This is a genomic window from Ruegeria sp. BG3, assembly GCF_056538485.1.
Genome location: NZ_JBQFTE010000007.1, coordinates 167,130 through 191,023, shown reverse-complemented (window position 1 = coordinate 191,023; position 23,894 = coordinate 167,130). Strand labels below are relative to the sequence as shown.

Genomic DNA, 23,894 nt, shown 5'->3' with positions numbered 1-23,894 from the left:
TCAGTTCGCCCTCAAATAAACGCCGATGGCGCTGTTTCTGTCGATTTCCTTCCGACCCAAAGTGCAGAAGGAATTCGGGTTCTCGTAGGTCACCCCGTTGGAGGCCAGATAGGCCTCGCCCTTGGCGCGCATCCGGTCTTTTTCGGCATCGGATTCGACATAGGCCCGGATCTCTTGGTCCGAGTAGCCAAGGCTGTTCGCCTCGGACCGCAGCCCCCACATCACGTTGATCGCTTTCAGCTTCCGCCCGCTGATCGAGGGGCAATAGTCCGAAATCTCTTTCGCGACCGCGATGTAGTACAGCTCATTGTCGATCTGTTTCACCTCACGCAGAGGCGGCTTGGCCTCGGCGATCGCTGGGATCATCAGCGCAAGACCGATGGCAAGTGTTTTCGCATAAGTCATGACAGGTCCTTCCTTCTTGGATCGACCAAGATGGGTGTCGCCCTGTCTGCTATGCAATAACAGACCGCTGGCCCTGCCGTGATATGCGGAAAACAGCCTCATGGTCTCTGGCAGGTTCCCGCAAAAGTCAGTTTGTCGTCGCTGATGCGCAGGTTCTGCGGTTCGGTATCCGGGCCAACCTTCCAGACAATCCGCGACGAGCCGAAGTTCTGGATGCAGAATTTGGTGCCTTCGAACCGGCCTGCCTCTCGCGCGCCGTCAAGCGAGGCTGACACGTTGTTCACGACAACAGTGAATTCGGTCGGCGTATTGCGTTTGTCGACCGATTTGGCCTTGGCACGGAAAAACTGGCCGTCAAACAGCACACGGTCCTTGGACGAGGAGACGGTGCAGGCCGAGACCAGCACAAGCCCTGCAAGGCCAGCCAAGGTTGAGAGTTTCATTGTCTTCACTTTGTTTATTCCTGTCAGATGGCTGGCATCTGGGCGGCTGCGCGCGCGATCAGAATGGTGTGTCATCCCGCTCACTCCGCTGCGACCTGAGCGCAACGATTGTCGCGCCACTTGCTTGCTTGTTTCAAATCCGCCCATCCAAAGGCGTGTTCACTTGGACCTTCATGGCGCAGACGCTCTAGCCGCGCCATGGCTTCATCCAGATCCGGCTGGTGCCCTGCGGGCACCCACCACATGACGAAATGCTGATCCCCCAGCAGTTCAAACCACTCCTGACGGCGGTCGTAAAACTGTTTGTGTATGGTGCCCCAGACAAATGTCTCAAGGCTCGCGACGTCTTCCCAGACCGTCAGGTTGGCGACAAATTGAGGATCGCCCCCAATCGCGTTTTCCGTATTCCCGGTTCCCGGTTCGCCCGAGCCTTCCATCATCCATACAAAGCCCGGCATCCGCTTGCCCAAGCCGTTGACCTTGTCGAGATTGGCCATGAACTCAGCCACCCGAGGGTCATCCGTCGGGGCCAGCAGGCGGCCAATATTCAGTTCGGCCAGATGATATCCGTCGGGCTGCCTGATCATTCCGCTGCCATAGCCCCCATGCGGCCTGATTTCTGCGCCTTGATGCGGTCCTCGATCTCTTCGCGGAAGTTGCGGATCAGGCCCTGGATCGGCCAGGCCGCGGCATCGCCCAAGGCGCAGATCGTGTGGCCTTCGACCTGTTTGGTCACGTCCAACAGCATGTCGATCTCTTCCAGCTCAGCCTCACCGCGCACAAGGCGGTCCATTACCCGCATCATCCAGCCAGTGCCTTCTCGGCATGGCGTACACTGGCCGCAGCTTTCATGCTTGTAGAATTTCGACAGCCGCCAGATCGCTTTTATGATGTCGGTGGACTTATCCATCACGATCACCGCCGCCGTGCCAAGACCCGAGCCCAGTTCACCGCGCAGATAGTCGAAATCCATGATCGCATCGCGCATGTTTTCACCGCGCACGCACGGAACGGACGATCCCCCCGGAATGACCGCGAGCAGGTTGTCCCAGCCGCCGCGAATGCCACCGCAATGGGTTTCGATCAGTTGCTCGAACGGGATCGACATCGCCTCTTCGACGACGCAAGGGTTGTTCACATGGCCCGAGATCGCAAACAGCTTGGTTCCCGCGTTGTTCTGACGACCAAAACCCGCAAACCAATCCGCACCCCGGCGCAGGATGGTCGGTACAACAGCGATGGACTCCACGTTGTTCACCGTGGTTGGGCAGCCATAGAGGCCTGCGCCAGCCGGGAATGGCGGCTTCATGCGCGGCATACCCTTTTTGCCCTCAAGGCTTTCGATCAGCGCAGTTTCTTCGCCACAGATATAGGCACCCGCGCCGTGATGCAGGAAGATGTCGAAATCCCATCCCGAGCCGGCCGCGTTCTTGCCCAACAGCCCGGCGTCATAGGCCTCATCAATTGCGGCCTGTAGCGCCTCGCGTTCGCGGATGTATTCGCCGCGCAGGTAGATATAGCAGGTGTGCGCATTCATCGCGAAAGAGGCAATCAGGCAGCCTTCGATCAGCGTATGCGGATCGTGGCGCATAATCTCACGGTCTTTGCAGGTGCCCGGTTCGGATTCATCCGCATTCACCACCAGATAAGACGGGCGGCCATCGCTTTCCTTGGGCATGAACGACCATTTCAGACCGGTTGGGAAGCCCGCGCCACCGCGCCCACGCAGGCCCGAGTCTTTCATCGTCTGGATGATCCAATCCCGGCCCTTTTCGATCAGACCAGCGGTGCCATCCCAATGCCCTCGGGCCTGCGCGCCGCGCAGAGTACGCTCGTGCATCCCGTAGATGTTGGTAAAGATCCGGTCCTGATCCTTCAGCATCGCGTGTTACCCTCAGCTGTCCTGACGCATGCGCCAGAGTTGAAATATGTTGACGCCTGCATAGATGAAGCCGGCCAAAGCAGCGAAATCGAATAGCAGCGCATAGCGCCCCGGCATTCCAATCGCGGGGCCGATGAACAAAGTCATGCCAAGCCAAACCACCATCGTCACGGCGATGACGATGCCTATATGTCGGCCCTTGCGGGCTATGGCTTGCTCTTTGTCCTTATCCATCTCGTCCTTGAGCCCTTGCAGGGGCGTTTAGTCTTCGTAAGTGCCGTCTTCCTTGGCACGTTTGGCGAATTCGGTCTCATCCCCAACGGCCAGCTTGGCCGCTTGTTCAATCCAGCCATCGCGTTCGATCCGGCCTTTGAACTTCAGACGCGCATCCACCCAGGCCACATGCTCGGGCGTCCAAGCCGCGATCTGATCATAGTGGAAGAAGCCCAGATCATTCAGCGTCTCTTCCAGCTTCGGCCCCACGCCTTTGAGCATCTTGAGGTCATCCGGCAGTCCCCCACGCGCCTCAGTCAGCGTTCGGGGTTTATCTTCCTCGACTTCTTTCGCTTTGGTCTCAGCGGCCTGTTTCACGGCAGGTTTAGGTGGCTCAGGCGCTTTCGGCGGTTTCGCCGCCGCAGATGCCCCAGCCTGTTTGCCGTCTTTCCCCAGCCAAGGCGTGAGGATCGGAACCTCAGTCCCGTCTATCCGCTTGACCGTATCGCCCAGTTCGGCCGCCAAGGCCACGCTGGCATTATGATCCGGCTTTCCGGCCTCATGTTCCGTCAGGCTGCTGAGGCCTTTCAAAGGCTCAGCCGCATAACGCCCGTTCTGAGGGCCGGGCGTAGGCACCTTCCCCGCCGCCAGATCGTCAATGATCTTGCCAAAGCTCTCGGCGGTCAGGTCTTCGTAGTAATCCTTGCCAATCTGCGCCATCGGAGCATTCGTACAGGACCCGAGGCATTCCACCTCTTCCCAGCTCAGCTTGCCATCGGCGGATAGCACGTGTGGCTTGGCTGCGATCTTTTCCTTGCAGACCGCAATAAGATCCTCGGCACCGCAAATCATGCATGAGGTCGTGCCACACACCTGAATATGCGCCACAGAGCCGACCGGCTGCAGTTGGAACATGAAGTAGAACGAGGCGACCTCGAGCACGCGAATATAGGCCATGCCCAGCATGTCGGCGACGGATTCAATTGCCGGGCGGGACAGCCAGCCCTCCTGCTCTTGCGCGCGCCAAAGCAGAGGGATCACCGCACTGGCTTGGCGGCCCTCAGGGTATTTGGTGATCTGCGCTTCGGCCCATTTCTGGTTGGCAGCGGTGAAGGCAAAGCTATCAGGTTGTTCGGGATGAAGACGGCGGAGCATTAGCGGTCAATCTCTCCAAATACGACGTCCATGGTGCCGATGATGGCGGCGACGTCAGCCAGTTGGTGGCCTTTGGCGACGTGATCCATGGCTTGCAGATGCAGGAATCCCGGTGCGCGGAGTTTGGCGCGGTAGGGTTTATTGGTGCCGTCGGCGACAAGATAGACGCCGAACTCGCCCTTGGGGGCCTCGACGGCGGCATAAACCTCACCCGCAGGGACGTGGAAGCCTTCGGTGTAAAGCTTGAAGTGATGGATCAGGCTCTCCATCGAGGTCTTCATGTCCGAGCGTTTCGGCGGGGTGATCTTGCCACGCGCCAGAACGTCGCCCGGGCATTCGCGGATTTTGGCGATGGCCTGACGGATTATCAGCAGTGACTGGCGCATCTCTTCCATGCGGCAGAGGTAACGGTCATAGCAGTCGCCATTCTTGCCGACGGGGATCTGGAACTCGAACTCGTCATAGCATTCGTAGGGCTGCGCGCGGCGCAGGTCCCATGCAAGGCCCGAGCCACGGACCATCACGCCCGAGAAACCGTATTTCTGAATGTCATCCTCGGTCACAACGCCAATATCGGCGTTGCGCTGTTTGAAGATGCGGTTTTCGGTCAACAACCCGTCAATGTCGTCGAGGACGGCGGGGAATTCGTGGCTCCACGCCTCGATATCGTCCAGCAGCTCGGGCGGCAGGTCTTGGTGCACACCACCGGGGCGGAAATAGGCGGCGTGCAGGCGGGCACCACAGGCGCGCTCATAGAACACCATCAGCTTTTCGCGTTCTTCAAAACCCCACAGCGGCGGGGTCAGAGCGCCCACATCCATCGCTTGCGTGGTCACGTTCAGCAGATGGTTCAGGATGCGACCGATCTCGGAATACAGCACCCGGATCAACGAGCCACGGCGCGGCACTTCCACGCCAGTCAATTTCTCAATCGCCAGACACCAAGCATGTTCCTGGTTCATCGGCGCCACGTAATCCAGACGGTCGAAATACGGCAGGTTCTGCAGATACGTCCGGCTTTCCATCAGCTTTTCGGTGCCACGGTGCAGCAGACCGATATGCGGATCGCAGCGCTCTACGATTTCTCCGTCCAGCTCAAGCACCAAACGCAAAACGCCATGCGCGGCAGGGTGTTGCGGTCCGAAGTTGATGTTGAAATTGCGGATCTTCTGTTCGCCGCTCAGCGCGTCCGTGCTGCCGTCATCATATCTTGAGCCGTCCATCACCGCCCCCGCTTTTTCTTCGCGTCCGCGCGCACCCGGACCTTCTCGGCCTCAGCCGCCTTGGCCGCGGCGCCGGCAAGCAGCACCCCAAGAGCGCCCAAAATGATCAGTTCCCCCAGCATCTCAGCGACGCTCCATCTCTTGCAGCTTCATGGCCATGATCCACAGTAGGATCAGCGTTCCAATCGGGATGACACAGGCAAACGCCCAGAACTTCTCGATCCCGAAATGCGGCAGCAGTTTCAGCATCGGGATGATCGTGGCGATCGTGAAAGCGATCCAGATCAGGAACTCCATGACTTACGACTCCTGTTTCTCATCCCCCGGAAGAATGTAGTTGGCACCTTCCCATGGGGACATGAAATCAAACTGACGGTATTCCTGCACGAGGCTGACGGGTTCATAGACCACGCGTTTCTGCGCCTCGTCATAGCGGACCTCGGTATAGCCGGTGGTCGGGAAATCCTTGCGCAACGGATAGCCGCGGAACCCGTAATCGGTCAGGATGCGCCGCAGGTCCGGATGGCCCGAGAACAAGATGCCGAACATGTCGAAAACCTCACGCTCGAACCAGTTCGCCGAGGGATGCGTATCGACGATCGAGGGCACCATGTCTTCTTCGCGGATGGAGACGCGCAGACGAATGCGCTGGTTCTGGTACATCGAGAGGAAATGATAGACCACGTCGAACCGCTTGGCCCGTTCGGGGTAGTCCACGCCTGTAATATCGACCAGCGTCGAGAACTGGCAGGAGCGGTCGCTTTTGAGGAATTCGATGAACTCCACAAGGTTTGACGGCGCCACATCCACGTTCAACTCGCCATGGGTGACATCCCAGGACAACACACAGTCGGACCGTTTCAGCTCCAGATGCGTACCGAGTTCTTTGAGTGCTTCGCTCATCCGCCCTCTCCCTTAGCGCACGATCGTGCCGGTACGGCGAATTTTGCGTTGCAGCTGCATCAAGCCGTACAGCAGCGCCTCAGCCGTCGGAGGGCATCCGGGGACGTAAATGTCTACCGGAACGATCCGGTCACAGCCACGTACGACGGAATAGGAGTAGTGGTAGTAGCCACCGCCATTCGCGCAGGACCCCATCGAGATCACATAGCGCGGCTCGGGCATCTGGTCATAGACCTTGCGCAGCGCCGGAGCCATCTTATTGGTCAGTGTACCAGCCACAATCATCACATCGGACTGGCGCGGCGAGGCACGCGGCGCGATGCCAAACCGTTCCGCGTCATAGCGCGGCATCGAAGTGTGCATCATCTCAACTGCGCAGCAGGCCAGACCAAAGGTCATCCAATGCAAAGACCCGGTCCGCGCCCAATTGATAATGTCTTCGGTCGAGGTCAGCAGGAAGCCTTTGTCCTGCAGCTCGGCATTGAGGGCTTGGGTGGCGACTTCTTTGTCGACGCCGGCGGTATTTGCACCCGTCATCACTCCCATTCCAAGGCCCCCTTCTTCCATTCATAGGCAAAGCCGATGGTCAAAACGCCCAGGAACACCATCATCGACCAGAACCCTACATCGCTGATGTCTTTAAAGCCCACGGCCCAAGGGAACAGGAACGCAATCTCGAGGTCGAAAATGATGAACAGGATCGAAACCAGATAGAAGCGCACATCGAACTTCATCCGAGCGTCATCAAACGCGTTGAAGCCGCATTCATAGGCGCTGACTTTTTCGGGATCGGGGTTGCGAACTGCCAGAACGACAGCTGCCAGAATCAGGACAATTCCCAGGCCGATGGCTACGGCCAGAAACACCAGAATAGGGAGATACTCCCGCAGCAGGTCTTCCACGTCTAGCTCCTTTCCTGCGCGTCCCCTTTCGGAGGGCGCCGTCAATTGGCGTGTTGACTCGACTTTCTCTAGCCCCACGCGGTCAGAGGGTCAACCGAACACAAGCGCGCACCACGTCATTCATCCCCTTGACAGACCTTCGGGAATCACCCCGTTTTCGCCTCAGCGGACAATAGACGCCCCAAGTTAAACTTTGTTGTTCCACTTGGGGTTACGTTTTTCAAAGAAAGCTTCGATGCCTTCACGTGCTTCAGGCGTCTCCCATCGGGCGACCAACACTTGGATGGTATGGTCAATCACACTGTCGTCAAGACGCGGACCGAGGTTTTGAACCAAGGCCTTAGCCGACGCCACAGCCCCCGGCGCACAGGACAGGTAGGGGGTGATTTCATCCTCGACAGCGCGCATCAGTTGATCGGCTGGCACCGCTTTTGCCAACAGGCCAAGCTCCACCGCCTCGGCTGCATCAAACAGACGCGCCGACATGAAAACACGCCGCGCGCGGGCCTCACCCATCCGCGCGATTACGTAAGGCCCAATCGTCGCTGGGATCAGGCCCAGCCGGGTCTCGGTCAGGCCCATTTTCAGGGTGTCAACGCCCACTGCCACATCGCAGACCGAGGCCAGCCCGACACCACCGCCAAACGCGTTGCCTTGCAATGCACCAATCAGAGGTTTGGGCATCTCGTTCAGCGCCTGCAGCATTTCCGCCAGCTTGCGCGCCTCGGTAAATCGGGTCTCGGCATCCGCAGCCATCTGATCGCGCATCCACCCCAGATCGCCCCCGGCGCAGAAACTCTTGCCAGAGCCAGTCAGCACAACAACGCGCACCGCCTCGTCTCGCCCCAGCTGCGCCGCGGCCTGCGTCAATTCGCTGATCATCAGCGCCGACATGGCGTTGTGCTTTTCGGCGCGCGACAGGGTTAGCGTCGCAACACCCCGGTCATCCGTGACGACCGTAATCGTTTCAAACATGTTAGCCCCTCATGGCCTGCGCAATCTGCGCGGCTTCGTCCAAAACTGCTGCGTCCAGACCGGTCTCATATCCCAGCCGCTCCAGATGGGCGGCGACAGCTTCGGTCGCGACGTTGCCAGCCGCGCCGGGTGCATAAGGGCATCCCCCCAAGCCACCGACGGCAGCGTCAAACACCCGCACGCCCAGCGCCAACGAGGCATCAATATTGTCCATCGCCCGCCCGTTGGTGTTGTGGAAATGGCCCGCAAGCCGGGTAACGGGCACCCTGTCGCGCACCGCCAGCAGCATATGCGCAATCTTGTCCGGAGTTCCCTGCCCGATCGTGTCGCCAAGCGAAATCTCATAACACCCATGCGCGAACAGAGCGTCCGCGACCTCAGCCACTTTTTCGGGTGGGGTCGGACCATCATATGGGCAATCGGTCACGCATGAGACATAACCCCGGACGGGCAGGTCAATATGGCGCGCGGCCTCAAGGATCGGCACGAACCGTTCAATGGATTCCGCGATGGTCGCGTTGATGTTGGCTTTCGAGAACCCCTCGGAGGCTGATGCAAACACTGCGATCTCGTCCGCTTTGGCCGCCAACGCGTCTTCATAGCCGCGCATGTTCGGCGTCAACGCCGCATAACGCACGCCCTCGGCCCGTTTGATCCCAGCCAGAACCGCGCCGCTTCCCGCCATCTGCGGCACCCATTTGGGCGACACGAAACTGGCCACCTCAATCCGGTTGAACCCGGCGCGGCTCAGGCAATCGACCAGCGCCACTTTCTCGGCCACCGGAATCTCGCGCTTTTCGTTCTGAAGCCCATCCCTTGGCCCGACCTCGAATATCTCGACGCGTTCTTTCATCAGCGCATCCCTCCCCGGCTTCTTCTCGTTTTAAATACGGATGGCCCGACTGTGCCACGCAATGCACGGACCGAACAGATCAATCCTCAGCCAAACGAACCAGTGCCGCACCAGCCTCTACCTGTGCGCCTGCGTCCGCTAACACCTCGGCCACCACACCGTCGCGCGCCGCAAGCAGTGAATGCTCCATCTTCATGGCTTCCAGAATCGCCAGCCGGTCGCCCTCTTTCACCGCTTGCCCTGCCGAGGCAAAGACGGCCTTGACTAGACCCGGCATCGGCGCCTCGATCACGTTGGTATCTCCTGCAGCGCTGGCATCGCGATCCAAGGGGTCGACTATTTCGAACACCTGACCATAGTCATCAAACACCGTGATCTGAGGCCCAGCGACGGCGACATTGGGCATGCGCTGCCCATCAACGACCCAACCACCATTGCGCTGCGCAGTCACCGGCGCGCCATTCACCGTCCAGACCTGCCGGTGCGGGCCTTCGACCTGAACATCCAGATCAAGGACCTCACCGTCGCGCATCAGCTGCACGGCACGGTGCAACGGTCCCCACAGGGTGAAGCCAGTCTCAGAGGTCGTCTCTGTCAGCCCCAGCGCTGTCATCGCTGCGGCCACCACCGAGGCAGTGGTCGCTTCCGCCGTCTGCACAAGATCCTCAAGGTCACGCCCGATCAGACCCGTATCCACATCGCCCGAGGCAAACCCACCATGGCGAGTCAGAGCGCCAAGGAAGGCCAGATTGGTCACCGTCCCTGCGACCTCGGTTTGACGCAGGGCGCGATGCAAGCCCTCAAGCGCGACCGCGCGGGTCGGGCCATGCACGACGACCTTGGCGATCATCGGGTCATACCAGGGGCTGATCGTATTCCCCGCCCGCACGCCACTATCCGCGCGGCACTCAGGCGGAAACCGCAGATGGGTCAGAGTTCCCGTTGCTGGCAAAAATCCCTTGGGCACATCCTCAGCATAAAGCCGTGCCTCAAACGCGTGACCGTTGATCGACAGGTCGTTCTGCTGCTTGGGCAGGGTTTCACCCGCTGCTACGCGCAGCTGCCATTCGACCAGATCAACGCCCGTGATCGCCTCAGTCACCGGATGTTCAACCTGCAGGCGCGTGTTCATCTCCATGAACCAGAATCGATCCGGCCGCAGCCCTTCCGACGCGTCGACAATGAACTCAACCGTCCCGGCCCCTTTGTAGCCAATTGCCTCTGCCGCACGCACACCGGCCTGCCCCATCGCCTCGCGCATCTCGGGCGTCATGCCGGGGGCCGGAGCCTCTTCGATCACCTTCTGATGTCGCCGTTGAAGCGAGCAATCACGTTCAAACAGATGCACCGCATGGGTACCATCGCCAAAGACCTGAACTTCGATATGCCGAGGCTTGGAGACGAATTTCTCGACCAGAACCGCATCATTGCCAAAGGCGGTTTTTGCCTCACCGCGCGCGCTGTCCAGAGCGTCTGAGAAAGCTTCGGGCGTCTCGACCAACCGCATTCCTTTGCCGCCGCCGCCCGCAACCGCCTTGATCAGAACGGGGTAGCCGATGGCCGCGGCTGCCTCGGCCAGATGAGCGGGGTCCTGATTGTCACCATGATATCCGGGCACAACGGGAACGCCTGCGTCCTCCATCAACGCCTTGGCCGCATCCTTGAGACCCATCTTACGGATCGCATCCGCCGATGGTCCGATAAAGGTCAGCCCTGCGGCGTCAACTGCATCCACAAAATCCGGGTTCTCGGACAGAAACCCATAGCCGGGATGGATCGCCTGCGCGCCCGTATCAAGCGCCGCCTGAATAATCACATCACCCTTCAGATAGCTTTCGGCGGGTGCCGCCCCGCCAATATGCACCGCCTCATCCGCCATCTGCACATGTTTGGCCGAAGCATCCGCATGCGAATAAACTGCCACACAGGACACACCCATTTTCTGAGCGGTTTCGATAACGCGACAGGCGATCTCGCCACGGTTTGCGATTAGGATTTTACTGAACATGACAAACCGCCTCTTCGAAGATAGAACCAGACGAGCATTCGGTGCTTAGGCTCCAAGAGGATGCAGTGCATTCGAAAGCTTCATCGCGGAAATAGAACAGAAAGTTTCTCGCAAGGTCAGACCTGGCCGAAATTATGGTCCAAGGTGTTTCGTCGAGACTTTCTATAAAGTCGCCATCCACCTCGTAAAACTCTCCCCAAGCTGGCGCCACTTTGCTGAATCTGCACTGCCCACCGAACCACCCGTGATCATTAATCGACGTGAAACGAAATCGCTGGCAACCAGCAAACCGGATAAACAGATGCCCTCGCGCCAGATGCGATGGGTTCAACCACTCATTTGGGCAAAACCGCAACCAGAGATCGCCACCTGCTCTTGCAGCTACCGGCATCGGCGCATTCGGATCCGCGTTCCAATCCTTGTTCAATTTCGTGAAATGTGTGTCCATTGGGCAATCACATCCTGAACACGCCGAAACGCGTTTCCTCGATCGGAGCGTTCAAAGCGGCGCTTAGCGACAGGGCCAGCACATCGCGCGATTTGCGCGGGTCGATGATGCCGTCATCCCACAACCGAGCCGAGGCATAGAGCGGATGAGACTGCTCCTCGAACATGTCCAAGGTCGGGCGTTTAAATTCGGCCTCTTCCTCAACCGACCACGTCCCGCCCTGCCGCTCGATCCCATCGCGCTTGACGGTGGCCAGAACGCCCGCGGCCTGTTCGCCTCCCATTACAGAAATCCGCGAGTTCGGCCAGGTCCACAGGAACCGCGGCTGATAGGCCCGACCGGCCATGCCATAGTTTCCAGCTCCAAAAGACCCTCCGACCAGCATCGTGATTTTCGGCACCGAGGTTGTCGCCACCGCCGTCACCATCTTGGCCCCATGCCGCGCGATGCCTTCGTTCTCGTATTTGCGTCCGACCATAAAGCCGGTGATATTCTGCAGGAACACCAGCGGGATGCGACGCTGAGAACATAGCTCAACAAAATGCGCGCCCTTCTGCGCGGCCTCGGAAAACAGCACGCCATTGTTGGCGATGATGCCCACAGGGCAGCCTTTGACATGGGCAAAGCCAGTTACCAGTGTCTCGCCAAAGCGCGGCTTGAACTCATCGAACCGAGAGCCATCAACCAGACGCGCAATCACCTCGCGGATGTCATAAGGCGTGCGCAGGTCAGCCGGAACAACGCCGAGGATTTCCTCAGGGTCGTAAGCAGGATCTTCCGGGCTTGCCCAATCGACCGTCTGCGGTTTGCGCAGGTTCAACGAGCCGACAGCCCGACGCGCCAAAGCCAGTGCGTGGGCGTCATCCTCGGCCAGATAATCCGCCACGCCGGACAGGCGGGTATGGACATCACCGCCGCCCAAGTCTTCGGAACTCACAACCTCACCAGTCGCGGCCTTGACCAGAGGCGGCCCGGCCAGAAAGATCGTACCCTGTTCTTTCACAATTATGGTCACGTCCGACATTGCGGGCACATAGGCCCCACCCGCCGTACAGGACCCCATCACCACAGCAATCTGAGCAATCCCCTTCGCGCTCATCCGCGCTTGGTTATAGAAGATACGGCCAAAGTGGTCGCGGTCGGGGAAAACCTCATCCTGATTGGGCAGGTTCGCGCCGCCGCTATCCACCAGATAGATACAGGGCAGATGGTTCTCCTCGGCAATCTCCTGCGCGCGAAGGTGTTTTTTGACGGTCATCGGATAGTATGTGCCGCCCTTCACGGTGGCGTCGTTGCACACCACCATGACCTCGCGCCCCTGTACTCGGCCAATCCCAGCGATCACCCCGGCACAAGGCGCGGCATCGCCATACATCCCATGAGCCGCAGTTGCGCCAATTTCGAGAAACGGAGACCCCGGATCGAGCAGGTTTGCAACCCTACGTCTGGGAAGCATCTTGCCCCGAGAGACGTGCCGCGCACGGGATTTTTCTCCACCTCCCATACGGGCTGCTTCGGCCGCGCTTGAGATTTGAGCCAGCGCGTCGAGATGGGCTGCGCGGTTGGCCTTGAAGCCCTCAGAGCTTGGGATGGCCTTGGATGTAAGTTTCATATTTATACGATCCCATTCTCGTTTCGAAAAGCTCAAGGCCTTGTTCACAGGCCGGATCAACCCGATCCGGCCCGTGGGCAATGTCTTTATTGCTCGTGGATAAAGCCGCCCAATTCAGAGTGCAGTGTTTGCATTTGCATGAGCGTAAGTCTTGATCTGCAGTCATCGACTACAGCACCGTAGCCAGAGTTGATAGCGTTCCAACTCGCCTCAATCTCGCACATCGAATCTCGATATTTGACCCACGCTCTTTGAGCTTCCCGCAGCATCTCTTTGCTCTCTTCAAGCCATTCGACACCGTGGGCATTGTTTCTCGCAGCGGCCAGATAGGCTGGATAGACTTCATTGAGCCTTGCGTCGATTTCCTCAAAAGCAATGTAGCTACAATAGTAAGCACCACCAGCTGTACCTAGGTTTTGAGTAAATCGGTAGCAGCGGCTCATGGCTTGCTCAAAACAAGTGAGTTGGTCCGAATACTCCCAGTCGAAACACTCAGCCATGTTCAGATGTGTTGGAGAGTCGAAATCATCAATCGTTTCTAACGGCTGAGCAAAAGCTGCAGCAGAAATGAGGCCGAAGACACTGAACGCAATGGACGAGATAAGGAATCTCATATTCTTCTATCCTTATTGGAATGGTACGTAGCAGAGGGATACGTTGCTTGACCGAAGGCATCAATTCTATCTTGAGTTGAAATGCTAGTTTCCCTCGCAGCCCTCGCCTTCAGTTCACGCCGGATCAGCTTCCCCGTGACCGTCATCGGCAACTCGTCCAGAAACGCCACCTCGCGCGGATAGGAATACTGCGCCAGACGGTCCTTGACCCAGTCCTGCAACTCCGGCCCTGAGGCCTCGGCCCCCGGTTTCAAAACCACATAGGCCTTCACGATCTCGGTCCGCAGCGGGTCGGGCTTGCCGACCACGCCGACCGTTGCCACCGCCGGGTGGGTCAGCAGGCAATCCTCGATCTCAGCCGGGCCGATGCGGTATCCGGCAGAGGTTATCACGTCATCATCGCGCCCGACGAAGCGCAGATAGTCACCTTCCCAAACGCCTCGGTCTCCGGTGATCAGCCAATCGCCCCGGAACTTCTCAGCCGTGGCATCAGGCCGGTTCCAGTATTCCAGCAACATCGAGGCCGAGCCGCGCCGGATGGCCACATCACCCTCGTCCCTCGTGGGTGTGCCGTCCTCATCAATCACCGCAACCTCGTGGCCCGGAACCGGTTTGCCGATACAGCCGGGACGCACCGGGAAATCCTCGGCACAGGACGAGACGACCATGTTGCATTCGGTCTGGCCGTAGAACTCGTTGATCGTCAGGCCAAAGGCCTGTTGACCCCACGCCAGCATCTCGGCGCCCAGAGGCTCACCCCCAGATGCGACCGAACGCAGGCCGGGGATGCTCTGATCCGCTGCCTTCAGCATCCGCAGCGCGGTCGGAGGGAAGAACACGTTGCGTACGCCGCCACGCGCGATCACATCGGCACAGGCCTCGGGGGTGAATTTGTCCAGCCGCGAGGCCACCACGGGAATGCCCAGAGCAAGACCCGGCATCAGAACATCGAACAGCCCTCCGATCCAGGCCCAATCCGCCGGGGTCCAAAGGCAATCCCCCGCGCGCAGGTGATTGTGGCTGATCGAAACGCCGGGGAGATGGCCGGTCAGCACGCGGTGCCCGTGCAAGGCCCCCTTGGGTCTGCCGGTTGTGCCCGACGTATAGATCAGCACGGCGGCGTCTTCGGGGCCGGTATCCGCAAAGGGCAGCTCTGGGCCGGGATGGGCAACCTCAGCGGCGATCATCGGCTCGGCCAGATCACCCAGCAGCCCTGCGCCCTCAGCATCCGTCAGAACGATCCCTGCCCCGGCATCCGCCACGCGGGAGCGCAGCGCGTCCTGTTTGAACAGCTTGAACAGAGGCACCGAGATCGCGCCGATCTTCCAAATCGCCAGATGCGCTGCGGCGCACCACGGAGACTGGCTGAGCAAAACACCAACCCGGTCACCGGCCTGAACCTTGGGCAAGAGCGCCCGCGCAAGCCCATCGGCCATCTCGTGCAGCTGACCATAAGTTACCGGCCGCTCCTCGCCCTCGGTCAGATCGACCAAAGCGACCTGTTCGGGCGGATGGTTCAGACACTGGCGCGCCATGTTCAGCCGATCGGGGACATCCCAGCCACCCGCCGAGCGCAAACCCGGTATGCGCAGATCGCCTGACATCAAAATTTTCCTTTATTTTCGGGGCCTGCAGACATGTCACACTTGCCGGGTGCGCTCACGCAAATTTGACTCAGATCAGAGAGCGCAGGCAGCGCCCGTGCAAAACAGCGGTCATCAACTGAACCAAAGGCAGAACAATGACCAATAAACTCGCCGCTTTGACACTCTCCACCGCGCTGGTCGCGCTGGCTGGCCCCGCACTCGCCCAATCGCAAGGTGACTGGACCGTTGGTTTCGGTGTCGGCTACCTGGACCCGAAATCCGACAATGGAACGCTGGCCGGATTTGACGCCGAGGTCGACGACGACACCCGTCCGATCTTTACCGTCGAATACTTCATTCGGGACAACTTGGGTATCGAATTGCTGGCCTCCACGCCATTCGAACACGATATCACCTTGGGTGGCAGCACCGACGCCGGCAGCACCAAGCACCTGCCCCCCACCTTGTCGCTGAACTACCACTTCCCGACCAACAGCGCGTGGAAGCCCTATGTCGGCGCAGGCCTCAACTACACTATCTTCTTTGAAGAAAGCTCTCCTCTGGGCGACCTGGAACTGGACAACTCGTTCGGTTTGTCGCTTCAGGCTGGTTTGGACTATCAGATCACTGAACAAGGCGCTGTCCGTTTGAACGTGCGTTGGTTCGATATCGACTCGGACGTCAAACTGAACGGTGCCGATATCGGTACCGCGGAAATCGATCCTTGGCTGGTCGGCGTATCCTACGTCCATCGCTTCTGATCCTTTGATCGAAACGCCCCGCAGTTCCCTCAGCTGCGGGGCGACCTCTTACCCCAACATTTCGCCCATCAATTCGCGACCAATCAGCATGCGGCGGATTTCGCTGGTCCCGGCCCCGATCTCCATCAGCTTGGCATCTCGGAAGATCCGACTGACCGGAGCGTCTGACAAGAACCCCGCCCCTCCCATCGCCTGTACGGCCTGATGCGCCTGCGTCATCGCCGCCTCAGAGGCATAGAGGCAGCACGCCGCAGCGTCTTGACGAGTCACATCCCCACGGTCGCACGCCTTGGCGACCTCATAAACGTAAGCACGGGCCGAGTTCATCGCGGTGTACATATCCGCGATCTTGCCCTGCATCAGTTGGAACATGCCGATGGGTTTGCCGAACTGCTTGCGCTCGGCCAGATAGGGCATGATTTCATCCAGACAGGCGGCCATGATGCCGGTTCCGATCCCGGCCAGCACAACACGTTCATAGTCGAGCCCGGACATCAGAACGGCAACACCCTTGCCCTCTTCGCCCAGAACATTCTCAAACGGTACTTCTACGTCTTCAAAGATCAGTTCTGCGGTGTTGGACCCACGCATCCCAAGCTTGTCGAAATGGGGTGAGGTCGAGAATCCCGTCATCTCTTTCTCGATCAGAAACGCGGTGATCCCTTTGGATCCCGCATCCGGGTCGGTCTTGGCATAGACGACCAGAGTATCCGCATCCGGCCCATTGGTGATCCAATACTTGTTCCCGTTCAGGCGGTAATGATCATTGCGCTTCTCGGCGCGCAGCTTCATCGAAACCACATCCGATCCAGCCGAGGGTTCGGACATCGCAAGCGCGCCCACATGTTCGCCCGAGATCAGGCGTGGGAGGTATTTTTGTTTTTGCTCTTCCGTGCCGTTCAGCTTGATTTGGTTCACGCAGAGGTTCGAATGCGCGCCATAGGACAGCGAAACCGAGGCAGAGGCTCGCGCGATCTCCTCAATCGCGATCGTGTGCGCCAAATAGGACATGCCAGCGCCACCATATTCCTCAGGCACGGTCACGCCCAGAAGGCCCAGCGCGCCCATCTCGGTCCAAAGCTCATTGGGGAATGCGTTCGACGCATCGACCTCGGCCGCCATCGGCTTGACCCGCTCCTGCGCCCAGCGATGCACCATCTCGCGCAGCGCGTTCACGTCCTCGCCCAGATCGAATTGCATACTCGCCATGAACATTGACGCTCTCCTCTCAGCATTAATGAACAAGTGTTCAATAACTGGATACCAGCGAATCTGCGGCGGGTCAATCATTCCGGGCGCCCCGGTTCCAACACGCAAAACGCCGCCCGAACCGGGGCGGCGTTTCCCAAAAATCAAGCGCGCGCTGCAGGCGCACTCAATTGGATCACGATTGGTAGACGGCTCCGATTTCGGCCCGGATGATGCGGGCGATCAGCTGGCAGTCTTCCAGCGAAAAGGTCAGGGGCACGCGCATGTCCATGATCCCCGCCAAAACCCGGTCCGAGGCAGGCATCCGCTCACTCTCGGCATAGCGCCAACTGTCATAGCGTGAAGTAAACCCGGTGGGCTCGGCACCGCCGAACCATTTTAACTCCACGCCGCGGCTAGCGCAGCGGCTGATCACCTCGGCGATCCGTTCCGGCAGCCAGTCGAGCAACAGGAACTGGATCGACGATCCCACATAGGTCTCTGCTTCGGGACGCTCGACCATCGTCAGGCCAGGCGTTCCCCGCAGGCCGTCTTCAATGGCCTGATACCGTTCGTTCCACCGGCCAACCTGCCGATCCAGATCCCGTAGCTGAGGGCGTAAAATCGCAGCGCGCAAGTTATCCATACGGCCCGAAACGTTCGGCGTAGTGTATTTGATCCGCTCGAACACCTCTGGCCCAGGCGCGGCCAGATGGCGTTCGTACAGCATGTAAGACCCCGAGAGCATCGTGGCCTTGGCCGCAAGCTCTTCATCATCGGTGATCAGCAGACCACCCTCGCCCGAGTTGACATGCTTGTAGGTCTGGCAGGAATAGCACCCGATCGCCCCCTGCCGGCCCGATAGCTGCCCGCGCCACGCGGCCCCCATCGTATGGGCGCAGTCCTCGATCACAATGACACCGGCGGCATCACATATCTGCATCAGCCGATCCATGTCGCACAGATGACCCCGCATATGGCTGAGCATCAGAAACCGCGCCTGATCCAGCTTGGCCTCCAGATCGTCCAGATCGATGGTCAGGTTTTCGGTCACGCCCACAAAAACCGGCTTGGCCCCGACCGAGGCAATCGATCCCGGCACAGGGGCCAGCGTGAACGCATTGGTCAGAACCCGATCGCCGGGCTGCACCCCAACGGCCCTGAGCGACGTGGCCAGCGCATACCCGCCCGACGACACGGCCAGGCAATATTTGGCCCCCATCTGAGCGGCAAATTCCTGTTCCAGCAGGGCGGTCTCGCCCAACTCTCCGGGGACTACATTGTAGCGATGCAAACGCCCATGACGCAAAACGGCCATCGCCGCGTCAATTGCCTCGTCCGGGATCGGTTCCTGCTGCGTGAAGCTGCCGGTGAATATCTCTGTCATGGCTTTGTTCTGGGGCTCTATCCTGTTCGGGTCAAGAGATCATGCCGCCGCACCGATCAAGCCTTCGACGACCTCGGGCAAGTCATCAAAGTGATGCAGCAGGGCTTCGGGCTCCAAGGCCGCCATATCATCGCCCGACGGGCCGAACGTGACCAGCACCGAGGGCACCCCGGCGGCCCTGGCCGTGTTGCGGTCGGTGTCAGAGTCGCCGATCAGCACGCACAGGTCAGGATGCCCCCCCGCCCGCCGTGCCGCTTCGCGCAAGGGTGCGGGATCGGGTTTGCGCACGTGCAGAGTATCCGCACCGACCAGTGAGGCGAACTGCTCCCGCACCCCCATCTGACTGAGCAATTGATGCGCAAGCCGTTCCGGCTTGTTGGTGCAGATGCCAACGCCATAGCCTGCGGTTTTCAGGGCCTCGACCGCCTCAAGCGCGCCGGGATAGAATTGCGTGTGGCTGTCGATATCTTTGGAATAGGCCTCAAGCAGCACGGGATAGTATGCATCCACCGTGTCTTCGTGATAGGCCCCGACACGCTTCAAGCCGTGCGTCAGCATCATGCGACCGCCACGTACAGCGATGCCCGCATCCTGACCGTGAACCAGTACATCCCCATGCCCCATCTCGCGAAAACAATGGTTTGCAGCGGCCAGCAAATCGCCCGAAGTATCCGCCAAAGTCCCGTCCAGATCAAAGATGACCGTGCGCATTGCGCCTCCTTGCTCGGCAGGTTTCCGCCATGTCCTGTTGCAATCGGCAATCTAGTTTGATGGCCGAACGGCTTGCGCCTTTGCCCGCAGCGGATAAAACGGACGGCAACAAAACACAAAGAGAAAACGATTTCATGACCACCGCCCTTGTCATCCTTGCCGCCGGGAAAGGCACCAGGATGAATTCGGATATCCCCAAAGTCCTGCACCCGATCGCTCAAGTTCCGATGCTGGTTCACGCCATGCGCGCTGGATCGGTGCTGTCGCCCGAGCGCACCGTGATCGTCACGGGCCACGGGGCCGAGGCCGTCGCCAAGGTCGCACAGGCCGAGGACGAAACCACGCAGATCGCCGTGCAAGAGGAACAACTGGGCACCGCCCATGCCGTCGCGCAGGCCCGTAAAGCGCTAGAGGGATTCGATGGCGATGTCGTGGTCCTTTACGGTGACACGCCGTTCCTTCAGCCAGACACACTCGAGCGGATGATCGAAGCGCGCGCGCAGAATGATCTAGTGATTCTTGGCTTTGAAGCCGCCGACCCGGCCCGTTATGGCCGCCTTGTGATGAACGGCGACACGTTGGAGCGGATCGTCGAGTTCAAAGACGCCTCGGACAAAGAACGCGCGATCACATTCTGCAATTCCGGCCTGCTGGCCTGCAACGCGGCGACGCTGATGTCCCTGATTGACGCGGTCGGCAACGACAACGCTTCGGGCGAATACTACCTGACGGATGTGGTCGAAATCGCCCGCTCCCGCGATCTGAGCGTGACAGCGGTTGCCTGCGATGAGGCGCAGACGCTGGGCGTGAACTCGCGCGCAGATCTGGCCGCGGCGGATGCGGTGTTTCAGGCGCAGGCGCGGGCCGAGCTGCTGGATTTGGGCGTCACGCTGATGGCCCCGGAAACCGTCTATCTTGCCGCCGATACAGTGATCGGGCGCGATACGGTGATCGAACCAAATGTGGTCTTCGGTCCCGGCGTGACCGTCGAAAGCGGCGCAGCGATCCGGGCGTTTTCCCATCTGGAAGGCTGCCATGTCAGCCGAGGGGCCATCATCGGCCCCTATGCCCGCCTGCGCCCCGGCGCGGAACTGGCGGAAAACGCGCGCATTGGCAATTTCGTCGAGATCAAGAATGCCGAGATCGCCGAGGGCGCAAAGGTCAATCACCTCAGCTATATCGGGGATGCCTCGGTCGGGGCGGGTTCGAATATCGGGGCGGGCACGATCACCTGTAACTATGACGGCGTGATGAAGCACAAGACCACGATTGGTGAGAACGTCTTCATCGGCTCCAACACGATGCTGGTGGCCCCCGTCAGCGTAGCCGATGGCGCGATGACGGCGACCGGCACGGTCGTGACGAAAAACGTAGAAGCCGAGGCGCTGGCCGTCGCGCGGGCCAAGCAGGAAAACAAGCCCGGCTATGCGCGCAAATTGTTTGATATGTTGAAGGCGAAAAAGGCTCGCCGCGATAAAGAGGCCTGATTTTATGTGTGGAATTGTTGGTGTTCTGGGACAGCATGAAGCCGCCCCCATTTTGGTCGAAGCCCTGAAACGGCTGGAATATCGCGGCTATGACAGCGCCGGGATTGCGACCGTCAACGATGGCGTTTTGGGGCGCCGACGGGCCGTCGGCAAGCTGGTGAACTTGAGCGACCTTCTGGTTCACGATCCCCTGCCCGGCAAATCCGGGATCGGGCACACCCGCTGGGCCACGCACGGCGCGCCCTCGGTCACCAACGCGCATCCGCACAAAGCGGGGCCTGTGGCTGTCGTCCATAACGGCATTGTCGAGAATTACCGCGAGCTGCGCGCCGAACTGGCCGAACATGGTGTGGATTTCGTGACCGAGACCGACACCGAAACCGTGGCCCTGATGGCCGCACATTACCTAGATACCGGCCTGTCCCCAGTCGAAGCGGCCTACAAGACCATCGACCAGCTTGAAGGCGCATTTGCGCTGGCCTTCCTGTTCGACGGTCAGGACGACCTAATCGTGGCCGCGCGCAAGGGCTCTCCTCTGGCGATCGGCCATGGAGAAGGAGAGATGTATGTGGGGTCGGACGCGATTGCCTTGGCGCCGCTGACCAACAAGATCACCTATCTTGAAGAAGGCGACCGCGCCGTTTTGACCCGCACCTCGCTGGAAATTCGCACCGAGGCCGGTGAACTCGCCAATCGTGAGATCCGCAAGATCAAGCTGGATACGGCCCGCGCCGACAAGGGTGAACACAAGCACTTCATGGCCAAGGAAATCGCCGAGCAACCGGTGGTCGTGGCCGAGGCGATCCGCTCCTACCTGCCCACCGGCGGAGACCGCGTGGTTCTGCCTGAGACCGATCTGGATTTCACCAAGCTGGACCGCCTGACCATGGTCGCCTGTGGCACGGCCTTCTATGCCTGCCTGACGGCGAAGTACTGGTTCGAGCAGCTGGCGAAAATGCCGGTCGAGGTCGATATCGCCAGCGAATTCCGCTATCGCGAACCTCCGATCACTGACCGCACGCTGGCCTTGTTTGTTAGCCAGTCGGGCGAAACCGCCGATACGCTGGCCGCGCTGCGCTATTGCGAGGGTAAGGCCGACAAGATCGTTTCGGTTGTTAATGTCCCCGAAAGCTCGATTGCACGAGAAAGCGACATAGCCCTGCCCATCTACGCAGGCGTCGAGATCGGCGTTGCTTCGACCAAGGCCTTCACCTGCCAGCTGAGCGTTTTGCTTATGCTTGCGCTCAAGGCCGCCGCTGATCGAGGCACACTGAGCGATGAGGAACTGACCGATCACGCCGCCGCTCTGCGCGGCTTACCCTCGGTCCTGAACGCTGCTTTGGATCAGAACCGCGCCATACGCAAATCCGCCCAGCGCCTGTCCGAGGCGCGCGACGTGCTGTTCCTGGGCCGTGGCCTGATGTATCCGCTGGCGATGGAAGGCGCGCTGAAACTGAAGGAAATCAGCTATATCCATGCCGAAGGTTACGCGTCGGGTGAATTGAAACACGGCCCCATCGCGTTGATCGACAAGCATATGCCGGTGGTGGTAATGGCCCCGCGCGACGCCGTTTTCGACAAGACCGTTTCGAACATGCAAGAGGTCATGGCCCGCAAAGGTAAGGTCATCCTTGTGTCGGACGATGATGGCATCGTTGAGGCTGGCGATGATGTCTGGAGCACGATACGCATGCCCCACATCCACACGAACCTGACCCCAATCCTCTACTCGGTTCCGGCACAGTTGCTGGCCTATCACACGGCTGTCGCAAAGGGGACGGATGTGGATCAGCCGCGCAACCTCGCGAAATCTGTGACTGTGGAGTAAGACATGGCCAAGCAATTCCCTCATCTGGACGATGCGCATCAGAAATTCATCGCCGACCAGCACATGTTTTTCGTGGGCAGCGCTGGGGTTGAGGGGCGGGTCAATATCTCACCCAAAGGCATGGATTCACTGCGCATTCTGGGACCAAACCGGATTGCTTGGATGAACCTGACCGGCAGCGGGAATGAGACCGCCGGGCATCTGCTTGAGGTCAACCGAATGACCCTGATGTGGTGTTCCTTCACCACCCGCCCGCTGATCCTGCGCACCTATGGCGCCGCGAAGACGCTACATGCAGGGGATGACGGCTGGGACAAGCTGGCCGGCCACTTCCCCAACCACCGCAGCGCGCGGCAGATCTATGACCTCAGCATTGATCTGGTGCAGACCTCCTGCGGCTATGCGGTTCCGTTCATGGAGTTCCAGTCGGATCGCGACACGATGCAAAAATGGGTCGACGGCAAATCGGAAGATGATATCCGCGCCTATTGGGTCGAGAAGAACCAGCAAACGATTGATGGCAAACCCACCGGTGTTCCGGTCTAGACCATGCTTGCCCCCTATCTGGATCAGATCAAGGCACATGCCGATGCCGAGCGCGCCGAACAGGTCGCAGCCTATCACAAGGCCGAGCGTGCCTATCTGGGTGTCGCCGTCCCCGTTCTCAACGATCTGACCAAAGCCTGGCGCAAGGACTTGTCGGTTGCTGAGCGCGGCACCCTCGCGGATGCGCTCTGGCAGACCAACATCCACGAGGCGCGTGTCGCGGCCTCCAAACTGCTGACACAAGCGCGGATTCGCCCGGATGAGGATGTCTGGACCTTGTTGCAAAGCTGGGTGCCCGATTTCGACGCATGGGCCATCGCCGATCACGCCTGTACCGCCATCCAGAAACGCCTGAGTTCCGATCCCGCGCGGCTGGATCAGGTCGAAACATGGACGGGATCAGACCACATGTGGACCCGCCGCGCTGCTCTGGTTTCGACCCTGCCCTGGACCAAACAGAACCACCCCAAACCCGAAGATCTGGCGCGCCGCGATCGAATCCTCGGTTGGGCCGCAGGCTATGTGCCCGATCGGAACTGGTTCATCCAGAAGTCCATCGCTTGGTGGCTACGGGAACTCTCCAAACATGATCCCGAACGGGTCGTGGCTTTTCTGGACGCACATGGCGACGCGATGAAACCCTTTGCCCGGCGCGAGGCCGGAAAATACCTGAAGAGTTAGAGCGTTTCGGGTTAGCCTTGTGACACAAATACCCTGCCACGCTTTCAGCGTTCTCGGGACATTCGTGTCACTTGATCATCCAG

General features: G+C 59.7%; 27 protein-coding genes. 5 read left to right on the top strand and 22 right to left on the bottom strand.

Annotation, left to right across the window (positions count from 1 at the left end):
- From ACR0AI_RS12820 to ACR0AI_RS12730, 19 genes are all read right to left on the bottom strand, one after another.
- Positions 1–405, bottom strand: coding sequence for a DUF5333 domain-containing protein (locus tag ACR0AI_RS12820; RefSeq protein ID WP_480674397.1), 405 nt, complete (start codon positions 403–405; stop codon positions 1–3).
- A 98-nt stretch (positions 406–503) separates the two neighbouring features.
- Positions 504–848 carry a hypothetical protein gene (locus tag ACR0AI_RS12815; protein WP_170719119.1) on the bottom strand — a complete coding sequence of 115 codons (345 nt, stop codon included), beginning with the start codon at positions 846–848 and terminating at the stop codon, positions 504–506.
- Between the two features lie 80 nt (positions 849–928).
- On the bottom strand, positions 929–1,435 hold the full coding sequence (locus tag ACR0AI_RS12810) for a DUF3291 domain-containing protein (protein WP_170467887.1): 507 nt from the start codon (positions 1,433–1,435) through the stop codon (positions 929–931).
- A complete protein-coding gene (nuoF, locus tag ACR0AI_RS12805; RefSeq protein WP_480674401.1) occupies positions 1,432–2,730 on the bottom strand; it encodes an NADH-quinone oxidoreductase subunit NuoF in 1,299 nt (432 codons plus the stop codon). The genes ACR0AI_RS12810 and nuoF overlap by 4 nt, the downstream gene beginning before the upstream one ends.
- A 12-nt stretch (positions 2,731–2,742) precedes the next feature.
- The gene (locus ACR0AI_RS12800) at positions 2,743–2,964 is read right to left on the bottom strand and encodes a DUF5337 domain-containing protein (protein WP_170467891.1); all 222 of its coding nucleotides are present in this window, start codon (positions 2,962–2,964) and stop codon (positions 2,743–2,745) included.
- A gap of 27 nt (positions 2,965–2,991) precedes the next feature.
- The gene (nuoE, locus tag ACR0AI_RS12795) at positions 2,992–4,098 is read right to left on the bottom strand and encodes an NADH-quinone oxidoreductase subunit NuoE (protein WP_480674403.1); all 1,107 of its coding nucleotides are present in this window, start codon (positions 4,096–4,098) and stop codon (positions 2,992–2,994) included.
- Entirely contained in the window at positions 4,098–5,321 is a 1,224-nt protein-coding gene (locus ACR0AI_RS12790; protein WP_170375130.1) for an NADH-quinone oxidoreductase subunit D, read from the bottom strand. The genes nuoE and ACR0AI_RS12790 overlap by 1 nt, the downstream gene beginning before the upstream one ends.
- Positions 5,321–5,443 (bottom strand): hypothetical protein, encoded by a 123-nt coding sequence (locus tag ACR0AI_RS12785; protein WP_419738290.1) that lies wholly within the window; start codon positions 5,441–5,443, stop codon positions 5,321–5,323. The genes ACR0AI_RS12790 and ACR0AI_RS12785 overlap by 1 nt, the downstream gene beginning before the upstream one ends.
- A gap of 1 nt (position 5,444) precedes the next feature.
- Positions 5,445–5,618, bottom strand: a complete 174-nt coding sequence (locus tag ACR0AI_RS12780) for a hypothetical protein (protein WP_170461080.1) — start codon at positions 5,616–5,618, stop codon at positions 5,445–5,447.
- Between the two features lie 3 nt (positions 5,619–5,621).
- The gene (locus ACR0AI_RS12775) at positions 5,622–6,224 is read right to left on the bottom strand and encodes an NADH-quinone oxidoreductase subunit C (protein WP_170375126.1); all 603 of its coding nucleotides are present in this window, start codon (positions 6,222–6,224) and stop codon (positions 5,622–5,624) included.
- Positions 6,225–6,236: 12 nt separating this feature from the next.
- Positions 6,237–6,770 (bottom strand): NuoB/complex I 20 kDa subunit family protein, encoded by a 534-nt coding sequence (locus ACR0AI_RS12770; RefSeq protein WP_037307875.1) that lies wholly within the window; start codon positions 6,768–6,770, stop codon positions 6,237–6,239.
- Positions 6,761–7,126 (bottom strand): NADH-quinone oxidoreductase subunit A, encoded by a 366-nt coding sequence (locus ACR0AI_RS12765; RefSeq protein WP_170375125.1) that lies wholly within the window; start codon positions 7,124–7,126, stop codon positions 6,761–6,763. Before ACR0AI_RS12765 ends, ACR0AI_RS12770 begins: the two co-directional genes overlap by 10 nt.
- 186 nt (positions 7,127–7,312) lie before the next feature.
- Complete coding sequence (locus tag ACR0AI_RS12760) at positions 7,313–8,101, bottom strand: crotonase/enoyl-CoA hydratase family protein (RefSeq protein WP_480674406.1); 789 nt, start codon at positions 8,099–8,101, stop codon at positions 7,313–7,315.
- A gap of 1 nt (position 8,102) precedes the next feature.
- A complete protein-coding gene (locus tag ACR0AI_RS12755) occupies positions 8,103–8,954 on the bottom strand; it encodes a hydroxymethylglutaryl-CoA lyase (protein WP_480674408.1) in 852 nt (283 codons plus the stop codon).
- Positions 8,955–9,033: 79 nt separating this feature from the next.
- A complete protein-coding gene (locus ACR0AI_RS12750; protein ID WP_480674410.1) occupies positions 9,034–10,962 on the bottom strand; it encodes an acetyl/propionyl/methylcrotonyl-CoA carboxylase subunit alpha in 1,929 nt (642 codons plus the stop codon).
- Positions 10,952–11,410 (bottom strand): hypothetical protein, encoded by a 459-nt coding sequence (locus ACR0AI_RS12745; RefSeq protein ID WP_480674412.1) that lies wholly within the window; start codon positions 11,408–11,410, stop codon positions 10,952–10,954. The genes ACR0AI_RS12750 and ACR0AI_RS12745 overlap by 11 nt, the downstream gene beginning before the upstream one ends.
- 7 nt (positions 11,411–11,417) lie before the next feature.
- Complete coding sequence (locus tag ACR0AI_RS12740) at positions 11,418–13,022, bottom strand: carboxyl transferase domain-containing protein (protein WP_480674414.1); 1,605 nt, start codon at positions 13,020–13,022, stop codon at positions 11,418–11,420.
- Positions 13,023–13,108: 86 nt separating this feature from the next.
- The gene (locus ACR0AI_RS12735) at positions 13,109–13,636 is read right to left on the bottom strand and encodes a lysozyme inhibitor LprI family protein (RefSeq protein ID WP_480674416.1); all 528 of its coding nucleotides are present in this window, start codon (positions 13,634–13,636) and stop codon (positions 13,109–13,111) included.
- Complete coding sequence (locus tag ACR0AI_RS12730; protein WP_480674418.1) at positions 13,633–15,240, bottom strand: AMP-binding protein; 1,608 nt, start codon at positions 15,238–15,240, stop codon at positions 13,633–13,635. Before ACR0AI_RS12730 ends, ACR0AI_RS12735 begins: the two co-directional genes overlap by 4 nt.
- Positions 15,241–15,377: 137 nt before the next feature.
- Here ACR0AI_RS12730 and ACR0AI_RS12725 point away from each other — a divergent pair, with 137 nt between their 5' ends.
- Positions 15,378–15,983: an OmpW/AlkL family protein gene (locus ACR0AI_RS12725; RefSeq protein ID WP_170375109.1), complete on the top strand. Its 606-nt coding sequence runs from the start codon at positions 15,378–15,380 to the stop codon at positions 15,981–15,983.
- Positions 15,984–16,031: 48 nt separating this feature from the next.
- Here ACR0AI_RS12725 and ACR0AI_RS12720 read toward each other — a convergent pair whose 3' ends face one another.
- The 3 genes from ACR0AI_RS12720 to ACR0AI_RS12710 form a co-directional block, all read right to left on the bottom strand.
- Positions 16,032–17,198 (bottom strand): isovaleryl-CoA dehydrogenase, encoded by a 1,167-nt coding sequence (locus ACR0AI_RS12720; protein ID WP_170375107.1) that lies wholly within the window; start codon positions 17,196–17,198, stop codon positions 16,032–16,034.
- Positions 17,199–17,367: 169 nt separating this feature from the next.
- Positions 17,368–18,558 carry a DegT/DnrJ/EryC1/StrS family aminotransferase gene (locus tag ACR0AI_RS12715; protein WP_480674420.1) on the bottom strand — a complete coding sequence of 397 codons (1,191 nt, stop codon included), beginning with the start codon at positions 18,556–18,558 and terminating at the stop codon, positions 17,368–17,370.
- A gap of 39 nt (positions 18,559–18,597) precedes the next feature.
- Positions 18,598–19,269: an HAD-IA family hydrolase gene (locus ACR0AI_RS12710; RefSeq protein ID WP_480674422.1), complete on the bottom strand. Its 672-nt coding sequence runs from the start codon at positions 19,267–19,269 to the stop codon at positions 18,598–18,600.
- 134 nt (positions 19,270–19,403) lie between these two features.
- On the opposite strand from ACR0AI_RS12710, the gene glmU reads away from it, so the two are divergent.
- The 4 genes from glmU to ACR0AI_RS12690 are packed head-to-tail and all read left to right on the top strand — an operon-like array spanning position 19,404 to position 23,811.
- The gene (glmU, locus tag ACR0AI_RS12705; protein ID WP_480674424.1) at positions 19,404–20,756 is read left to right on the top strand and encodes a bifunctional UDP-N-acetylglucosamine diphosphorylase/glucosamine-1-phosphate N-acetyltransferase GlmU; all 1,353 of its coding nucleotides are present in this window, start codon (positions 19,404–19,406) and stop codon (positions 20,754–20,756) included.
- Between the two features lie 4 nt (positions 20,757–20,760).
- Positions 20,761–22,584, top strand: a complete 1,824-nt coding sequence (gene glmS, locus ACR0AI_RS12700; protein ID WP_480674426.1) for a glutamine--fructose-6-phosphate transaminase (isomerizing) — start codon at positions 20,761–20,763, stop codon at positions 22,582–22,584.
- Positions 22,585–22,587: 3 nt separating this feature from the next.
- Entirely contained in the window at positions 22,588–23,130 is a 543-nt protein-coding gene (locus ACR0AI_RS12695) for a pyridoxamine 5'-phosphate oxidase family protein (protein WP_480674428.1), read from the top strand.
- Positions 23,131–23,133: 3 nt separating this feature from the next.
- The gene (locus tag ACR0AI_RS12690; protein WP_480674430.1) at positions 23,134–23,811 is read left to right on the top strand and encodes a DNA alkylation repair protein; all 678 of its coding nucleotides are present in this window, start codon (positions 23,134–23,136) and stop codon (positions 23,809–23,811) included.
- Positions 23,812–23,894 lie beyond the last annotated feature (83 nt).